This is a genomic window from Pseudomonas frigoris, from assembly GCF_047758635.1.
GTDB lineage: Bacteria > Pseudomonadota > Gammaproteobacteria > Pseudomonadales > Pseudomonadaceae > Aquipseudomonas > Aquipseudomonas frigoris.
On the sequence record NZ_CP180479.1, the window covers coordinates 4731777 to 4745123 of the forward strand.

General features: G+C 57.7%; 16 protein-coding genes. 1 reads left to right on the forward strand and 15 read right to left on the reverse strand.

From position 1 onward, the window contains the following. Positions 1–15: 15 nt before the first annotated feature. The 13 genes from ACMXYH_RS21775 to ACMXYH_RS21835 form a co-directional block, all read right to left on the reverse strand. A complete protein-coding gene (locus ACMXYH_RS21775) occupies positions 16–360 on the reverse strand; it encodes a head decoration protein (protein WP_415764902.1) in 345 nt (114 codons plus the stop codon). Continuing rightward, complete coding sequence (locus ACMXYH_RS21780; RefSeq protein ID WP_415764903.1) at positions 357–1511, reverse strand: head maturation protease, ClpP-related; 1155 nt, start codon at positions 1509–1511, stop codon at positions 357–359. The genes ACMXYH_RS21775 and ACMXYH_RS21780 overlap by 4 nt, the downstream gene beginning before the upstream one ends. Beyond that, positions 1508–2986 carry a phage portal protein gene (locus ACMXYH_RS21785; protein WP_415764904.1) on the reverse strand — a complete coding sequence of 493 codons (1479 nt, stop codon included), beginning with the start codon at positions 2984–2986 and terminating at the stop codon, positions 1508–1510. Before ACMXYH_RS21785 ends, ACMXYH_RS21780 begins: the two co-directional genes overlap by 4 nt. Further along, positions 2986–3192 carry a phage head-tail joining protein gene (locus ACMXYH_RS21790; RefSeq protein ID WP_415764905.1) on the reverse strand — a complete coding sequence of 69 codons (207 nt, stop codon included), beginning with the start codon at positions 3190–3192 and terminating at the stop codon, positions 2986–2988. Before ACMXYH_RS21790 ends, ACMXYH_RS21785 begins: the two co-directional genes overlap by 1 nt. A gap of 69 nt (positions 3193–3261) precedes the next feature. Further along, the gene (locus ACMXYH_RS21795; protein WP_415764906.1) at positions 3262–4227 is read right to left on the reverse strand and encodes a terminase gpA endonuclease subunit; all 966 of its coding nucleotides are present in this window, start codon (positions 4225–4227) and stop codon (positions 3262–3264) included. After that, positions 4228–6231 (reverse strand): phage terminase large subunit family protein, encoded by a 2004-nt coding sequence (locus ACMXYH_RS21800; RefSeq protein WP_415764907.1) that lies wholly within the window; start codon positions 6229–6231, stop codon positions 4228–4230. It lies immediately after the preceding gene. A gap of 4 nt (positions 6232–6235) precedes the next feature. Next, on the reverse strand, positions 6236–6793 hold the full coding sequence (locus tag ACMXYH_RS21805; RefSeq protein ID WP_415764908.1) for a terminase small subunit: 558 nt from the start codon (positions 6791–6793) through the stop codon (positions 6236–6238). A gap of 164 nt (positions 6794–6957) precedes the next feature. Continuing rightward, the gene (locus ACMXYH_RS21810; protein ID WP_282482312.1) at positions 6958–7302 is read right to left on the reverse strand and encodes a phage holin family protein; all 345 of its coding nucleotides are present in this window, start codon (positions 7300–7302) and stop codon (positions 6958–6960) included. A gap of 527 nt (positions 7303–7829) precedes the next feature. After that, complete coding sequence (locus tag ACMXYH_RS21815; protein WP_415764909.1) at positions 7830–8195, reverse strand: hypothetical protein; 366 nt, start codon at positions 8193–8195, stop codon at positions 7830–7832. Continuing rightward, positions 8188–10407, reverse strand: a complete 2220-nt coding sequence (locus ACMXYH_RS21820; RefSeq protein ID WP_415764910.1) for a VapE domain-containing protein — start codon at positions 10405–10407, stop codon at positions 8188–8190. The genes ACMXYH_RS21815 and ACMXYH_RS21820 overlap by 8 nt, the downstream gene beginning before the upstream one ends. Then, on the reverse strand, positions 10397–10624 hold the full coding sequence (locus tag ACMXYH_RS21825) for a TraR/DksA family transcriptional regulator (RefSeq protein ID WP_415764911.1): 228 nt from the start codon (positions 10622–10624) through the stop codon (positions 10397–10399). The genes ACMXYH_RS21820 and ACMXYH_RS21825 overlap by 11 nt, the downstream gene beginning before the upstream one ends. Then, the gene (locus ACMXYH_RS21830) at positions 10617–11135 is read right to left on the reverse strand and encodes a phage regulatory CII family protein (RefSeq protein WP_415764912.1); all 519 of its coding nucleotides are present in this window, start codon (positions 11133–11135) and stop codon (positions 10617–10619) included. The genes ACMXYH_RS21825 and ACMXYH_RS21830 overlap by 8 nt, the downstream gene beginning before the upstream one ends. Positions 11136–11470: 335 nt before the next feature. Beyond that, positions 11471–11731: a hypothetical protein gene (locus ACMXYH_RS21835; protein ID WP_415764913.1), complete on the reverse strand. Its 261-nt coding sequence runs from the start codon at positions 11729–11731 to the stop codon at positions 11471–11473. Positions 11732–11810: 79 nt separating this feature from the next. Here ACMXYH_RS21835 and ACMXYH_RS21840 point away from each other — a divergent pair, with 79 nt between their 5' ends. Continuing rightward, entirely contained in the window at positions 11811–12542 is a 732-nt protein-coding gene (locus tag ACMXYH_RS21840; protein WP_415767736.1) for a LexA family protein, read from the forward strand. Between the two features lie 20 nt (positions 12543–12562). On the opposite strand, the gene ACMXYH_RS21845 is transcribed toward ACMXYH_RS21840, so the two are convergent. Further along, positions 12563–12769 carry a hypothetical protein gene (locus tag ACMXYH_RS21845; protein WP_415764914.1) on the reverse strand — a complete coding sequence of 69 codons (207 nt, stop codon included), beginning with the start codon at positions 12767–12769 and terminating at the stop codon, positions 12563–12565. Between the two features lie 10 nt (positions 12770–12779). Continuing rightward, complete coding sequence (locus ACMXYH_RS21850; RefSeq protein WP_415764915.1) at positions 12780–13325, reverse strand: mobilome CxxCx(11)CxxC protein; 546 nt, start codon at positions 13323–13325, stop codon at positions 12780–12782. Between the last annotated feature and the right edge of the window lie 22 nt (positions 13326–13347).

A 13347-nucleotide genomic window follows, 5' to 3' on the forward strand; every position in this document is an offset into this window, starting at 1 on the left:
ACGCAGCTGATGGTCTTAGCGGACGATCAGAAAATGGGTGGCCAAATCCTTTTTAGCCTCAGAATCAAGCCCGGTCAGATGCAACTCGCTGACTTCAGCCAAGCGCACCACAGCACGACCACGGCGCACGATGTCTGACTCTCCCAACTGCCCGTAGAGGATCGCCACGGCAGCTTGAGTACCGTCTTCGGCGGCCGGGTCATACGGTGCGAATTCGCCCGTGGCCGTCACCAGACCGAGGACTTGGCCGGGATTCAGCGCAGGGCCAGCGGCAACGTTGATCGTTTCCCGCGAAATGTTCCCGGCGCCCTCGGCGAGGAGAAATTCACCCGCGTGGATCGGCTCTTTTTTGATGGTCATTGTCTTGCTCCTTTCGCGCCGTGCGCAGTTCCAGATTGAGCCGCTTGTCGCGAAGCCCAGATAGAGTTGGGATCAGGTTGTTTGGCCAGCACCTTGGGTGCCGGGTCATTGTCCAGCGGCAGACTGTTGTCGATTTCAAAGCCCTTGCCACTGGTGACAATCTTGTCGAACAGACGCGCCCGGACCGCCGCCGCATCCAGCCCCGCTGACACGTACTCGACGCTGAACTCCGGCAAACGGGCCGCCACGCACAGGTCATTCACCGCCTTGGCACGGGCTAAGCCAGCCAGGACGATCTCCTCGCTTTCGAGCCGGGTCGAGCTAAGCAGCGGCTCGACCAAGTTGCTGATGCCCGCCGCCGCGCATCGCTGGGTGATCATCAGTGCCAACTTGGCCGAGTCGACCACCACCGGCACCAACGGCGGATCGATCGGCTCCAGCTCCGGATCCGGCTCGGGTGGCTCGTCAAGCTGGGCCAGCAACTCAGCCGGTGCGTGCTGGTAACGCTGCAGTACGCCACCGTGGCCAAGACAGGCCTTAACCTTGATCCCGTCGCCAATTTCATCGACTAGCCCCAGAGCCAGAGCTTCATTGGCGGTCAACCAGGTTTCAGCGGCGACCATCCGCCGCAACTCGGCCTCATCAATGTTCGGCGCTTTGGCCTTGTACGCCGCAATGATGGCTTCCATCGTCTGGTCAAGGACGTCAGCCACCTTACGGAAGTCTTCGGCGTCACCCGCCGCATAAGTCCAGGGATTATGGATCATCAGTATCGCGCTTTCGGCGATGACGACCTTGTGCGCGCCGCACACCGCCACGCTGGCCGCACTGGCCGCCAAGGCATCAATTCGCCCGGTACACCGCGCGCCCAAACGCCTCAACGCATTGTGCATGGCCAAGCCGTCGAAAAGGTCCCCACCAACGCTGTTGAACGCGGCGATCACCTCCGAGACGCCGTCGTCCATGGCACGCAGATCCTGTACAAATTGATTGGCGGTGATCCCCCAGGCGCCGATCTCGCCGTAGACGAAGACTTCGATCACTCGCTCGACAGCCTCCCCGCTGGCTTGCACGGCGTACCAGGTTTTGTCCTGCACCTGCACCTGCTTGCCTGCGCGGTTATAAATGCTCGGGCGCGCTTTCTTGCTCATGGTTGCTCCTTGTCGTCGTTGGTTTCGACGGCATCAAGGGTGTTGTAGTTGAGGCCCAGTGCTGTGGCCCGCGCCAGATCGGCGGCGTTTTCCAGGTCGACCGTTTCGGCGTCGTAGCCAGTGCGCAGGACCATCTCGCTGCGCGAGGCAAAGCCGGCCTGCACTTCCATCCGCCGAGCCTGCACGTCCTGTACTGGCTGGATGTAGGCCCAACCTTGCGGCACCCAACGGGTACGCAAATAGTCACGGCGCTTCTGCGCGTAATCGCCCAGCGCCAGGACACCGGACAACACGGCCATGTCCATCCAAGCCGCCCGCACTGGGCGGCAGAGCTGGTGGACATAAACACCGAATTGCAGTTGTTCCAGGCGACGTCGAAACTCGTTGAGCACCACGCGTAGCGCTCGGTCGTTTATCCCGCGCATGTCGCCGGTGAGGATCTCGTAAGGCGTACCGGAGCCCGCTGCTGCAGCCATCAGTTGCTGCCGCATGAAGTCCGGGTAGTTGTTGCCCGCGTCCGGTGGCTTGGAGAACTCCACCTCTTCACCTGGTCCCAGCTCCTGCATGGTGCCGGGCTCCAGCGCGACCATCGGTGTGAAGCCGTCACGGTCGAGATCCAACAGCTGGCCGGTGACCGGATCCCGTGGCGTCTGCCCCGAATCCGGCGCTGGACGACTGATGAAGCCGGCAAACAGGTTCGCCACCTCCTGGCGAAACAACACCGCGTCGTCGTAGTTGTCGAGACTGCGCAGACGCTTGAGCACCGGCGACAATCGGGGCACTCCACGCAACTGACCCGGCTCGACCGGTTCAAAGATGTGCAGCACCTGAGCAGCCGGCACCCGCACCAGCTGGTTGTAGCCGGCGTTCAGCGACGACGCATCGCGTGGATGTGACAGATACATCCAATACGCCACCCGCTTGCCCCCCGGGTTGAACTCGATCCCGGCGCGGATAACGTTGCCGGTTTTGGTGCTCTCGAACTTGTCATGCGGGACAAACTCCGGCGCCAGAATCTGAAGCTGCAGCGGAACCGCCAAGCCCTCGTCCAGGCTACGCGGTCGCAGCCGCACAAAGCACTCGCCCGAGGTTTCAACCGTGCGCGCCACCAAGGCCTGCTGGCCGTAGAAGTCGGTACGCTCATCCGCATCCGATTCATCGACCCAATCCCCCCACAGCTCCTGCAACAACTTGCGTAACGCATCATCGTCGGTTGTCGGCCGAGGGGTGATGCCCGTGCCGATCAGGTTGCTGACGCGCTTGTCGATCACGTTGAAGGCATACGGATCATTGCGAACCGCCGCCCGGGAACGTGACCGCAGGTTGCGCAGTGCCGGGGTGTTGATGCTGTTGATCCCGTTGTCGGGAGCATCCCAGCCAGTGGAGCGGCGCCCTTCACCGGCGCCTTCGTAACTGGCCTTGATGTTCGACGGCAACACGAATCCGTTACGGGTCAGCGTCGGATAGCGAGCCATTAGAGTCCTTTGCCTCCGTGGGACAACCGAACCACCCGCGAGCGCGGTCCGGCAGCGTTGACCAGCGACGAGCGTATTTCTTCGCGAGCCTTGAGCAGCTCATCGACCGTGCGGTACTCCACGGTACGGTCGGTGTAACGCACGACTTTTTCACCGCGAGCGATGGCCGCCTCAACTGCATCGAGGTGCTTCTGGGTAAATGACATATTGGATCTCTTCAGATAGCGAGATAGTGAAGCGAGATGACTATGGGTGCGCAGTCAGTAACCAACTGTTTAATCGCCGACATCGTCCCAGACCTTCGCCAGGCGGATGTTGTAGAACATCCGCATAAGCGATGCATCGCCATTAATTTGTTCGGCCTTGGCCCATTCATACTGCTTAGCAAGACGTGTCCACCCCAGCCAACCGGGCGGCGAATACAGTGCATTGAGATGGAAACCAATCGTTTCACCATCGCCTTCCGAATGAGACCGCCACTCGCCCAGACAAAGCATCTCGCCCAAGTAGTGTTCTGCGATTGGAGAGCTACAGGAGGCGTTTACACACTGGTAATGCACCGCCTGAAAGTCAGACGAATACTCCACTTGCTCCCACTCCAAAGTTTGCATGTGGCCGCAATGGGGACACGGCACGTAGTAGTGGCGCTGATCGCTCGCTGAGAACAAGCTATCAATCTTGGAGGCACCTTTGATTGTCGGGGTACCGCTGAAATAGAACTTAGGCGCCCGGATTGACGTACCGTGGCAACGTTCAGCCAACTCGATTAAGTCGACGCCTTCCTCAGGCCAATGGTCTATTTGTTCACCACAGATGTAATCAACAGGGAACGATTGACCGACCAACGAGCCTGCCCAAACTAAACGAAGCGAACCGCCTTCAAAAGACTTGGCGCACGTGTCACCGCGAGGCGAAAAACATTTGTGAAGGACCGGACTCGCCTTAAAGCTTTTACTGATGCGGTAGCCCAGTCGCGCTGCAAGGCGACCTGAAGGCAGCAAAACCAATATGTTCGATGGCGATGTATGGACCAGGGATCCGATCCAGTTGATGGCAACCTGAGTTTTCATCAACTGCGAAGCGGCCATGACCACCACCCGCTTGCAAGGGTGGGTCAGTGAAAGACACCGCATTGGCCCTTGGGCATATGGTGTTTTTTTTACACGGTACGGGCCCGGCTCAAGGCCGGAATCTCGCGGGATCCACATATGCTCAGCGGCCCACTCATCGACATAAGTCATTTAACGTCTCTTCAAGTAGCCACTGCTGGAGCTGCGGCGTTGAGGTAATGCCGCAGGCCGCGAATGCACGACCGCAGCAGCGGGTTGCCGGGAGACAGCGGGGGTTGCTTGTTCGGCAGTGAGCCGTTCGCCTTGAACCGTTTTGACGCCCAAGGCTTCGTCAAACAGACCAGACTGCGCCAGGGACTGACGCACTCGCTCCCAGTCGTGTTCCTTGTAACGGTTGAGACCCAGGTAATGCGCCATGGCCAGGCAATACACCATCAAGTCGAGTGCTTCGTTACGCTCGGCCTTGCCCTTGACCCACTCAATGCGTTTGTGTCCCCGGATGTAGCGCGCAACCTTGCGCTCCGCGACGCACTGATCAAAGAAGTCGTCCGGCAAGTCATTAGCGAAGTGCAACGCACCTGGCCCGGAAGGGAACGAATAACGGTTATAGATCCAGTCCTTGGCCGTGTCGGTACCGACGAACCACAGCTCGGCGCCGTTGCGTTCGGTCTGGCCCTTCCAGGTCACATCAACCATCGACGGGCGCTGAGCAATCACCGGCTTACCGGGTTTGCTCGCACCCTTGATGGCGAACACATTGCGCCAGCGGCGAACGCGGCAGAACTGGTAGACCTCATCGGTGTGGTGGCCACCGGAGTCAACGGCCACCGCGAGAATGCCAAGACCGACACCGCAGGGATGGCGATATTTACCCTTGAGCAATTCGTCCAACGCCGCCCAGGTGCGTTCATCTGCGGGATCGCCCGAGACTACTTGGTAGTCCACGACCCAGCGCTCCATGCCGACGCCCCAGCCCATGGCCATGAACTCCAGACGGTTGGCCTGAACGTCTACGGAACCGGTGATCATCAGCACCGCCGCCGACAGCGAGCCGAGGTTAAAGTCTTCCAACCGCGCCCGCTTTCTCAGCTCATCGGCTTTAGTTTGCTCTTGTGCGCTGTCCCAAACCTTCGCCAAACGGGTGTTGTAGAACACCTGCATGGGCTCAAGATCGCCTTTGGCCTGGGCTTTCTTCGCCTTCTCGAATTGCTTGGCCAGCGACTTCCAGTCCATCCAGCCCAGCGGCGAATACAACGCGTTGAGGTGGAAGCCAACGGTCTCGCCGTCGCCCTCGGCATGGGCGCGCCATTCGCCTTTAGCGAGCATTTCGCCCTTGTGATACTCCTCGATCAGCACGTCACACTCAGGACCGGCGCACTGGTAATGCACAACGCTGAAGTCCTTCGAGTAATGCAGGCGCTCCCACTCCAGGGTCTGCTTGTGCCCACAGGTCGGGCATGGCACGTAGTAATAACGCTGGTCGCTGCCCTCGAACAGATCGGAGATCCGCGAGGCGCCCTTGATAGTCGGCGAACTAGAGAAGTAGAACTTGGCATTACGGCCGAAGGTACTGCCCCGGGTTTCCGCCAGCTCGATGGGGTCGCCCTCCTCACCGATGTCCACTTCCCATCGGTCAATCTCGTCGCCGTAGACGTAGCGCGCCGACAGCTCCGACAGGTTGGCGGCCGAGCCGGCGGTAGTGACGTACAACGACCCGCCCTCGAACTCCTTGGTGTCCATGGTGTTGCGTGAATCCCGCGAACGACTGGACGCCACCCGCTCACGCAGCACCGGCGTGGCTTTGATGGTTTTGCCAATCCGTGACGACACCCGCTTGGCCAGGCCAAGACTCGGTAGTAGCGTCAGGATGTTGGACGGCGCCATGTGTATCAGACCTCCGATCCAGTTCAAGGCGATCTGCGTTTTCATCAGCTGCGACGCGACCATGGTGATCACGCGTTTGCAAGGGTGAGCCGGCGACAGACAACGCATGGGTTCGCGCGCATATGGCGTGCGGGATGTGCGGTACTGGCCGGGCTCAGCGGCGCCGGTGTCACGCGGGATGCGCATGTATTCGTCGGCCCACTCATCGACCCAGACATCCGGATCAGGGTGCAGCCCACGAAAATACGCCTCCCGGTACACCTCTGCACCGTTAGGGATTTTCGTGGGCATGGGCTTAGCTCGGGGTCAGGGCATGTTCAAGATCCGCTGAGGACAAGCGTTCTGCATCCTCAAGCGAGCGACGGATAGCGGCCGTCAGGTGCTTTTCGATTTGCCAGGGGTCGGTCATGACGGCCAGTTCCGGTGCCAGTTGCGGAGGCATGCCCAGCAGTTGATCCCGCAACAAGCGGCCCGCGTTGTAAGCGCCGGTTTCTACTGCGATGCGCTCGACCAAAGTGCCCTGCTGTTTGTGAAAGTTGGCTTGCTCCTGCAACGCCATGTAGTGCTCGCGCAGAGCCCGAGACCTTTGAAAATCCACCGGCTGGCCGACTTGCGGCACCGCAGGTTCTTCGACGGCGATTTCAGCCTCCTTTTTAAGGCGAAGCCGCTCGTGTCGGTCGGCGACGGCGGCTTTGCTTGGATCGGCGGACTCGGCCAGCAATGCCTCGGTGGCTTCCAACTCCACCTTGCCATCGTCAGTCAGTACCAACCGATCCTGATTCGCCAACTTGGAAACATACGATTTCGCCCAGCCCCGCCGCGCTGCAAACTCCGTTTTGCTGATTACTGTCATGATGGAATGTCCTGTTCACCTAATGGATACGGGGGGTTCACCTGTTCACCCCAGTTCACTAAGCTGGTGAACTACCCGCTAACACTTTCCCGCGGGTTTCCGACCCCGTACCCCCAGAATAACCCCAGGGTCCCCGGCAGTTTTCTGCGCCCCAGACCGGTGCATCACCCCTGCTCACCACCTGCAGGTGGCACTTCGCAAACGCCCAACCGCTTGGCGGCCCAGCGTTCGTACAACCCAATGGCAACATCGGCACCCGCCATTGCGGTCAGGCAACCCAAGCTGCCGGCCGTCCAGATCGTCATACCAGCGCCGATCATCAGCATCATCGCTGACACTCCGCAGACAATGCAGGCACCGGACCGAAGCGCCAGGCGCCGCAACAATGCCCAGCCCCGCGCCCCGTCCTTATCGGCTCGCCACATCTCACCCGATACACCGCCTACCAAGGCCAGGACGATCACTAACCAGATCGGCATCTCTGCCAGCGCTTGCTGCTCGTTCGTCATCGCCCTACCCCATAAACGCAAAAACCCGGCGCAATGGCCGGGTTTGGTGTGTGGTGCCTGCCGCTCTCTGCGGTCGCACCTATCGAAGATGACTACTTTTTACAGGTCGAATTTACTGGCAGCAACCCCACTTTAATGCCACCCGGTGAATATGTGGGTAACGCAGGGTGAACGCCTAGGCAATGTCGGTGAATACACCACCTCGGCTATCAGTTGCTGTGGCGTTGTCCCATCTGTCCCACCTTTCATAATCGAAGTGGGACGCCTGAGAGTGCCTAAATTCGGGGCGTCGCCCCACTGTCCTACTTTTCTATCTTCTTTCTCGTGTAAAGAAAGGAATTGAATAACACGCGTGCGCGCCACGGGCGCGTGCTGGTACCCGCTTCGCTCACATGGGCGGGAGACTCCAACAGGCGGGACGGTGGGACAGCCCAGCAACGATGCGGCCCGCGCTTGTCCCACTACGTTAAAACGCAGTGGGACAAGGCGGGCCAGTGGGACAACAACTGCCGGAGTCATGCCTGGGGTCACGCAGCTTTCCCCATCAACATGCCGGCAATGTACTCATGAGCCTCATGCAAGCGCTCGTAATAGGTTTTACGGCAGCAGCCGCAATGCGTGATTTTCTGCGACAGGAAGCTCTCGTGATTGCAGTAGTGCTCCCACACCACCACCGACAACTGCGGTGGCAGGTGCTTGTTTACGATCAGTTCAATGTCTGCCGATTCATCCAGCAACACCCGGCTGCCGCGAGTACCCCGAATCAGCTCCCCTTTGCACTCCATCAACATGGCGATCATGTTGCCGCCGCTCGCCCCACCGAAGGACGTGGTCATCGGCGAGTGCAGATCCTCGGCCCAAAGTTTGAGCATTTCATCAATTCGCTTAATCACCGAAGCATGGCTCCTCAATCGGTTCCACCTTCAACGCCGAAGCGCCGCCCCATCCTGCGGGTTTCTTGTAAGCCCACGGACGCTGCCCACTCTTCGCCAAAGCCGGCATACGTGTTCGCCGCCAACCGAGACGATGCATGATTGCCCCGACGCGCATTTGTTCTGGCTTGCCCCAGTGACCAAAGTCGAGTTTCAGCGCATTGGTCAGTACTTCACTGCCTGAGGTGGTTTCACCGATCTGCGACTCCTCCAACCATGTCAGGATTGGCCCTTCCCATTCGTCCACAACAAAGCGCTCGTCCTGTGCCTCGGCGAACATTGGTGCTTCACCTGGCGTTACCCACCAGATGTCGCCCGCCTCATAACAGAACATCGCTTCAGCCCAGAGCTGGTCGCGAATCTCGCGCAGTTTTTCCAGATCAACCTTGGTACAGGCCACCGGCCAATAACGCCGGTTGCCGGTAGCGTCCTTGAGGTACTCGTCCTGGTTGGTCGTACCCACGAACACACACTGGCGCGGCACGTCGTTCGTTCTGCGGCCGTAGCTCTCGCGGTACGTATCGGTCGACGCCGAGAAGAACTGCTTGGCCTTGGTGCTTTCAGCCTTGTTGAAGCTGTCCAGCTCCCCCAGCTCGACAATCCATTTGCCGCGAATCGCCTGAAACCCGTCCTTGTCACCCAAAGCGAAAGGCGTATCCATAAACCACTCACCGCCAAGGATGCTCATCGCTGTCGACTTACCAGCCCCCTGCGCGCCCTCAAGAATCATCACCGAGTCAGCCTTGCAGCCGGGCTTCATCACCCGTCCCACCGCCGACAACATCCAACGCTTACCGACCTTGGCCGAGTAGTCGCTGGCCTGAACGCCCATGACATCCGTGAGCCAACTATCCAGCCTAGGCACACGATCCCATTCGAGCTTGTTCAGATACTCCCGCACCGGATGAAACGCATGGTCATGAGCCACAACGCTCACCGCCTCAATCACTTGAGTCGACTTAACCCGCAGGTTGTATTGCTGTGCGAGCCACTTCATCACCCGAACGTCATCGATGTCGGCCCAGTCGCCCGTACCGCCGCCATAAGGGGCAGCACGTAACTTGACGATCTTCGAGCTGAAGGCGCTATAAGTGATCACACCGGCCCAGCGTTCGTCGTTACCGAGAATCAGCTCGACGTTCTGCATGTGCGCGATCAGGGCGCCGCTTTCGGTTCGGGCCAATTGATCTTTCCAACCACCTGCTGCCGGTGGCTTGACCACCGACAACACTTGACGGCGAACAGCCTCCAAGCCTTCGGCAACATGCAAGTCATTGAAGTCCGTCCACTTGTCTTCTCGCTCACCGGAAAAGATCGGCGCGACCACCTGGCCACCAACGATTAACGCCGCGTTGTTGGCCTTCTCTTCACCCGGGTTCCAGGCATCGCCATTCGGGCGCTTGGTCTTCCAGTCATCGTCGCGACAGACAATCAGCGGACAGCCCGGAAAACGCTCACGCATGGCCTTGCAGACCACCAACAAGTTGCCCGCGTCGAATGCGATAGCCACTGTCAGCGACGTCGCCATGTGCAGGCTTGCGCCCGTGGCATAGCCTTCACACACCAGCACCGGCTCGCCCGGCTCCGGGTGTGGACCGACCAAGTGAAAGGCGCCCTCTTTCGACATGCCATAGGGCCAGTAGGATTTATCCCGTCCGGTGTCTTCCTGCTTGGCTGGAAACACCACCTGCAGGCCGACGATCTGGTCCCGCACATTGCACATAGGCACCAAAAACGCGCCGGAGCGCGGTGCGTAACGAACGCCAAAACCGACGATCTGCTTTCGATCCAGATAGTCGCTACGGCCCTTCTCCGACATGCGTTTGAACAGCCCCGCAGCTCGGTTCGCCGCTCGACGTGCCGCATTGGCCGCGATCTCAGCAGCGCGGCGCTTAGCGTCTTCTTGTCGAGCACGCATGACCTCGCGCTCTTCGGGTGACATCCGTCCGGCCTTGACCTTAATCTTCTGCGTCTCGCCCGAACGCCAATCACCGAAGCTGCCGAAGATCAGCGTTTCATTCTTCTCGGTGCGATGCTCGTGGATAACGTACCAACCGTTTTTTTCCTTCCCCTTGTCTTGGGAGGTCTTGCATCGAGTCAGCTTGCCGAAGATCAACGGCTGCTCAGGCTCAAGACCGTAGTCTGCGAATTGACCGAGAACTTCATCGAGCATGTCGAGCCTCCAACACTTCATCAACCGCCTGACAGGACACGCAGTAAATGCACCCTTGCACGGCTAGACGACGAGCTTCAGGAATAGGCTCCTCGCAGTTTTCGCAATACATGAAAGAATGAGCGGCCGTCACAGGTTTGACTGCATTTCGAGCAGCCAGCGCCTGATCAAGTCGCTCCTGCACCAAGTCATTAGCAAAGTCGGCGATGTCAGCCATGGTCGGCCCCCCGCGTTGTCTGGTTGACATACGTGGCGCGGTTGAACATCCCCAACAGCCCTTGAATACCGCGAAACACCTGCAGGCGAATCGCGGCCAATTCGTGGTCAGTCACCACACCGTCGCCAATGCTCTTGGCCCATGTCTCAGCCAAATCCGCCACCTGCCGAAAATACTCAGCAATGCCGGTGGTCAAAGTTTCAGGCATGTCGTTGGTGTACGCCTCAGCCAGTTCCTGCCAAGTCGTATCCCCCACCAACGCGTGAACCGCATCCAGAATGCGGCGGTCCTTGGTCAGCTCCAGAATCTCGCCGAACTCTTGAATGTTCACTGTGTGACTAGGGTGAGTTGGAGACAGCTTGTGCTGCAGCGTGGTGGCGTTTCTGCCGGTGGTGGCGGCGATTGCAGCGGCGCCGCCGGGATAGTCCCGAGCAGCATGGTAAAGCGCTAGATCGAGCGGCAGGATCTCCCGCTGCGCCCGTTCTACAGAACTCAGAGCGATTCGGCTCATGGCATTAATCCTTAAGGTTGCCAGTGCCTCGCGACATGTAGTGGTGATACATTTGCCGCGTGGCTTGAAAGGGCCCAAACGCCGGTTAGATCTTCAGGATCGACACCGGCCCCGTGCCGAGGAGAACGATCCTTCGTTCACCTCTGGCGCAACAGCTGCACAATCTGTGGTGGAAAAGGCAGCAACACCAAGGCATCCGTGCCTTGGAAAGCGCGGTAAAGATCGACGGTTCGCATGTGGTGTGCCCGCCTATCTTTATCGCGACTCGGCAGCGCTGTGGTGGTGCGTGCCGGGAGGAACTGGGCGGCCATCGGGCCGCCTTTTTTCTGACTATGCTATGCAGCAGCCTTTTGTGGTGCAGATGCATTGAGCAACCAGGTGGACTCGAACAAGTTGCCCTTCTGCTTTGCGGCTGCCGCCAAAAGCACAGCGTATTGGGTTTCACCGGTGTAGTCGGTTCGCGGCAGGCTTGCTGCCTGGCGCCACTTGTTCAACGCCTGATAACTCCTGTCGCAAACCTTAGCAGCGGCCCCAATGCCGCCGACTGACTCAAAAGCAAACGCAATTGCGTTCGGAAAATCTGCGGGGTCCAACATGGCAACCTCCATTTATCAACTCAGAGTTGATATTAAAGATCAACTGACTATTGTGCAAGCTCCATGGCACTCTCAACCTATGGTTGATAAAAATGAATTACGCGCTGCTTTCAGCGCACGACTACACGAATCTCTCGACGATGCCGGCGTACGCAGCCGGGGCCGTGGTGTGGACATTCATCGTCATTTGAAAAGCTTGGGAGTCGATAAGACCACACAGGCCATCAGTAAATGGCTGAACGGCGAAGCCATGGCAGAAGCGGACAGCATGGCTGCGCTTTGTTCATGGCTGAAAGTGCGCCGAGAATGGCTAGAATACGGTGTGCTGCCGAAAGAACAGCCCGGCAAGGATAATGTGCGCCAACTAGCCATCGGTGATGGGAGCAACGTTAGTGAAATCTACCAACGATTTGGTAAAGTTCCGCTGATTTCTTGGGTACAGGCTGGTGCCTGGTGCGAGACGATCTCAAACTTTGAGGCTTACGATGCAGACTCGTGGCTCTCATGCCCCGTTCCGATAAGTAACCACGGGTACGCATTGAAGGTGCTTGGCGATTCGATGACGAATCCTGGGCCGGGTCGTAGCTATCCAACTGGATGTATAATTTTTGTTGATCCTGAGGCGGAAACTAAGACGGGAGATCGAGTGATTGCCAGAGTTCCGCGTACAAACGAGGCAACGTTCAAGATCTTGGTAGAAGATGCTGGGCGTCAGTTTCTGAGGCCGATCAACCCGCAATATCCAATCATTGATATTACGGAAGAGACCCATATTTGTGGGAAAGTGGTCGGATCATTCATACCTGAATAAACCGATCACTCTCTTACTCTTTACCCCCTACCACAAACGCCACAACGACTTTCACGCGGCCCAAGAGTAATCATGGTTTCGTTTATAGTGCTACCCAAAGCTTCCAATGAAATACTTTCATCCAAAGACTGGCCATGATGCTTTAATAAATCTCGAATGAATTCATTTTTCTCCTCTGGAGACAAACCAATATATCTATTCAACACCATCTTGCTATTTAAACTCATCAGTTTTCTCCTAGAAATTACCGCAGGTATGACACTTACTTGGAATCATATTTATAGGTTTTACTTTGCAAACAACGCAAGCAATACGGTACTGATAAAGCGACATTCTCATCCCAAACCGTATTTCGGAATCTTTAATATTTTGAGTTAGATCAATCTGTGCCTGTCGAAGATCTTCGTCCGCCAGATCATCAAATGCAGCCTGAAAGTTGCCAGGCGGATTGGCTCCCAACCTCTTCCAAGATTCGCAAATTCTCAAATTCGCTTGCATTGCATTTACTGCATAAGCGTATTTACTGTCCCATTGAGCAACAATTGCCCATAAGGACAACGCCAACTGCGCGACGACCAACGCTCCTGCAGGATAGACTATGTAATTATAAATCCCAGTACCAACCGCCAAGACACTCGCACCAACGAGCGCCGGAACGGCCAAACCCAAGTAAGTAATTATATTCCTTTTAGAGAATAACTCATCCGAACGCTTCTTAAAAACTCTTGAAGTACCGTAAGAATCCAACTCTTTATTTAAACATTTTTCCTTAAAGTCCGACAAATTAACTTCCTTACAAACAAAG

Excerpts from the sequence above, each read along its gene's own strand:
- ACMXYH_RS21835 (WP_415764913.1), bottom strand. The coding sequence starts at position 11,731 with ATGTTGGACCCCGCAGATTTTCCGAACGCAATTGCGTTTGCTTTTGAG.
- ACMXYH_RS21825 (WP_415764911.1), bottom strand. The coding sequence starts at position 10,624 with ATGGCTGACATCGCCGACTTTGCTAATGACTTGGTGCAGGAGCGACTT.
- ACMXYH_RS21800 (WP_415764907.1), bottom strand. The coding sequence starts at position 6,231 with ATGCCCACGAAAATCCCTAACGGTGCAGAGGTGTACCGGGAGGCGTAT.
- ACMXYH_RS21785 (WP_415764904.1), bottom strand. The coding sequence starts at position 2,986 with ATGGCTCGCTATCCGACGCTGACCCGTAACGGATTCGTGTTGCCGTCG.
- ACMXYH_RS21830 (WP_415764912.1), bottom strand. The coding sequence starts at position 11,135 with ATGAGCCGAATCGCTCTGAGTTCTGTAGAACGGGCGCAGCGGGAGATC.
- ACMXYH_RS21820 (WP_415764910.1), bottom strand. The coding sequence starts at position 10,407 with ATGCTCGATGAAGTTCTCGGTCAATTCGCAGACTACGGTCTTGAGCCT.
- ACMXYH_RS21795 (WP_415764906.1), bottom strand. The coding sequence starts at position 4,227 with ATGACTTATGTCGATGAGTGGGCCGCTGAGCATATGTGGATCCCGCGA.
- ACMXYH_RS21840 (WP_415767736.1), top strand. The coding sequence starts at position 11,811 with ATGGTTGATAAAAATGAATTACGCGCTGCTTTCAGCGCACGACTACAC.
- ACMXYH_RS21790 (WP_415764905.1), bottom strand. The coding sequence starts at position 3,192 with ATGTCATTTACCCAGAAGCACCTCGATGCAGTTGAGGCGGCCATCGCT.
- ACMXYH_RS21810 (WP_282482312.1), bottom strand. The coding sequence starts at position 7,302 with ATGACGAACGAGCAGCAAGCGCTGGCAGAGATGCCGATCTGGTTAGTG.
- ACMXYH_RS21775 (WP_415764902.1), bottom strand. The coding sequence starts at position 360 with ATGACCATCAAAAAAGAGCCGATCCACGCGGGTGAATTTCTCCTCGCC.
- ACMXYH_RS21845 (WP_415764914.1), bottom strand. The coding sequence starts at position 12,769 with ATGAGTTTAAATAGCAAGATGGTGTTGAATAGATATATTGGTTTGTCT.
- ACMXYH_RS21805 (WP_415764908.1), bottom strand. The coding sequence starts at position 6,793 with ATGACAGTAATCAGCAAAACGGAGTTTGCAGCGCGGCGGGGCTGGGCG.
- ACMXYH_RS21780 (WP_415764903.1), bottom strand. The coding sequence starts at position 1,511 with ATGAGCAAGAAAGCGCGCCCGAGCATTTATAACCGCGCAGGCAAGCAG.